Below are 3,044 nucleotides of genomic sequence, written 5' to 3' on the forward strand. Positions count from 1 at the left end.
GGGGGGCGAACCCGGGGAACTGAAACATCTAAGTACCCGGAGGAAGAGAAAACAAGAGTGATTCCGCAAGTAGTGGCGAGCGAACGCGGAACAGCCCAAACCGGGCTTGTTACGGCAAGCCCGGGGTTGTAGGACCACGGCGTGGGACCAAGGAATGAAGCATAACAGGCTGGGAAGCCTGGCCATAGGGGGTGATAGTCCCGTGTGCGTAAGCTCCTTGGCCCTAGTGGTATCCTGAGTAGGGCGGGACCGGAGAAATCCCGCCTGAATCCACCGGCACCATCCGGTAAGGCTAAATACTCCTGAGAGACCGATAGTGAACCAGTACCGTGAGGGAAAGGTGAAAAGTACCCTGAATAAGGGGGTGAAACAGATCCTGAAACCATGCGCTTACAAGCGGTCGGAGCCCTTTAGTGGGGTGACGGCGTGCCTTTTGCATAATGAGCCTACGAGTTACTCCTCCCTGGCGAGGTTAAGTCTTTGAAAGGACGGAGCCGCAGCGAAAGCGAGTCTGAACAGGGCGCAGAGTCAGGGGGGGTAGACGCGAAACTTTGTGATCTACCCATGGGCAGGATGAAGGTTGGGTAAAACCAACTGGAGGTCCGAACCAGTTTCCGTTGAAAAGGATTTGGATGACCTGTGGGTAGGGGTGAAAGGCCAATCAAACTGAGAAATAGCTCGTACTCCCCGAAATGCCTTTAGGGGCAGCGTCGCGGTGGAGTCATGTGGAGGTAGAGCTACCGATAGGACTAGGGGGAGTCACATCCTACCGAATCCTGACGAACTCCGAATGCCACTTGACATACGCGGCAGTGAGGCGCGGGGTGCTAAGGTCCCGCGCCGAGAGGGAAAGAACCCAGACCATCAGCTAAGGTCCCCAAATTTGCGCTAAGTTGAACAAAGGGGGTCCACTTGCTTAGACAGCCAGGAGGTTGGCTTGGAAGCAGCCATTCCTTTAAAGAGTGCGTAACAGCTCACTGGTCGAGCGAGAGGGCATCGATAATAATCGGGCATCAAGCGCAGTACCGAAGCTATGGATTGCAGTTTACTGCACTGGTAGGGGAGCATTCCCTGCTGCGGCGAAGGCGTGCCGGCGAGGCGCGCTGGAGCGCAGGGAAAAGCAAATGTAGGCATAAGTAACGATAATGCGGGCGAGAAACCCGCACACCGAAAGACCAAGGTTTCCTGATCAACGCTAATCGGATCAGGGTTAGTCGGGTCCTAAGGGCGAGGCGAAAGCGCAGTTCGATGGACAGCTGGTTAATATTCCAGCACCGGCACGTCATAGCGATGCGGTGACGGAGAAGTGAAAGGACCGCGCACTGACGGAATAGTGCGTTGAAGGGCGTAGGTATAGGGACGGTTGTGAAGTACGCCGACCCTGCTCAAACCCGATAGTACCCCAAGGCCTCGGCCGCGGGGATAGCGTCCCTAATCAGGCTCCCGAGAAAACCCGCTAAGCGTCTAAATGGCGTGCCGCCCGTACCGCAAACCGACACAGGTGGTCGAGGAGAGAATCCTAAGGTGCTCGAGTGAATCACGGCCAAGGAACTCGGCAAAATGACCCTGTAACTTCGGGAGAAGGGGTGCTTCCTCATGGCAACATGAGAAGCCGCAGTGAAGAGGCCCAGGCGACTGTTTAACAAAAACACATGGCTTTGCGAAATCGAGAGATGAAGTATAAGGCCTGACACCTGCCCGGTGCCGGAAGGTTAAGAGGGGGGGTTAGCGCGCAAGCGCGAAGCTCTGAATCGAAGCCCCGGTAAACGGCGGCCGTAACTATAACGGTCCTAAGGTAGCGAAATTCCTTGTCGGGTAAGTTCCGACCTGCACGAATGGTGTAACGATCTGGGCGCTGTCTCAGCCGTGAGCTCGGTGAAATTGTAGTCTCGGTGAAGATGCCGAGTACCCGCAACGGGACGGAAAGACCCCGTGCACCTTTACTATAGCTTAGCATTGACGCTGGGTAACTCATGTGTAGGATAGGTGGGAGAATGCGAAGCGGCGTCGCCAGGCGTCGCGGATTCGTCCTTGAAATACCACCCTTGAGTTGCTTGGCGCCTAACCTCATACGATGGGGGACAGTGCTTGGTGGGTAGTTTGACTGGGGTGGTCGCCTCCAAAACAATAACGGAGGCTTTCAAAGGTTCCCTCAGCACGCTTGGTAACCGTGCGCAGAGCGCAATAGCAGAAGGGAGCTTGACTGTGAGGCCCACAAGCCGAGCAGGGCCGAAAGGCGGATATAGTGATCCGGTGGTTCCGCATGGAAGGGCCATCGCTCAAAGGATAAAAGGTACGCCGGGGATAACAGGCTGATCTCCCCCAAGAGCTCATATCGACGGGGAGGTTTGGCACCTCGATGTCGGCTCGTCACGTCCTGGGGCTGGAGAAGGTCCCAAGGGTTCGGCTGTTCGCCGATTAAAGTGGCACGCGAGCTGGGTTCAGAACGTCGTGAGACAGTTCGGTCCCTATCTGTTGTGGGCGTCGGAGATTTGAGGGGTCCTGACCTTAGTACGAGAGGACCGGGTTGGACGAGCCGCTGGTGGACCTGTTGTATCGCCAGATGCAGCGCAGGGTAGCTACGCTCGGACGGGATAAGCGCTGAAAGCATCTAAGTGCGAAACCCGCCCCAAGATGAGATCTCCCTTAAGGGCCGTCAGAGACGATGACGTCGATAGGTGGCAGGTGTAAAGGCGGAAACGTCACAGCCGAGCCATACTAATTGCCCGAGCGCGTTCTCAAAAGGGCCGCAAGCGGCCCGCCCCTTTCGCTCCCTCTCCTTCCCATACCATGTCAACTGACTTACAAAGCCATTCGCGCCGCAACCAAGACTGCGGCCCAAGAGAATGGCGGCTATGGCTCCGGTGAGCACCTCTTCCCATCCCGAACAGAGAAGTTAAGCCCGGACGCGCCGATGGTACTGCCCTCACCGGTGGGAGAGTAGGTGGCCGCCAACCCCAACACAGAGGAGCGCCCTCCCCGGAAACGGGGCAGGGCGCTCCCGCGTTTACAACCCACCCACCAAAGGGCAGACCGGCGCAGTG

At 57.1% G+C, this 3,044-nt stretch carries 2 rRNA genes (1 of these 2 cut by a window edge); both read left to right on the top strand.

Going from position 1 to position 3,044, the window contains the following annotated elements:
• Positions 1–2,742 (top strand): 23S ribosomal RNA (locus ABD920_RS10675); it begins 155 nt to the left of the window's first position.
• A gap of 103 nt (positions 2,743–2,845) precedes the next feature.
• A 5S ribosomal RNA gene (gene rrf, locus ABD920_RS10680) occupies positions 2,846–2,957 on the top strand.
• Positions 2,958–3,044: the final 87 nt, after the last annotated feature.

Origin of the sequence: Pontibacter saemangeumensis (assembly GCF_039541895.1) — a bacterium.
Lineage (GTDB): Bacteria > Bacteroidota > Bacteroidia > Cytophagales > Hymenobacteraceae > Pontibacter > Pontibacter saemangeumensis.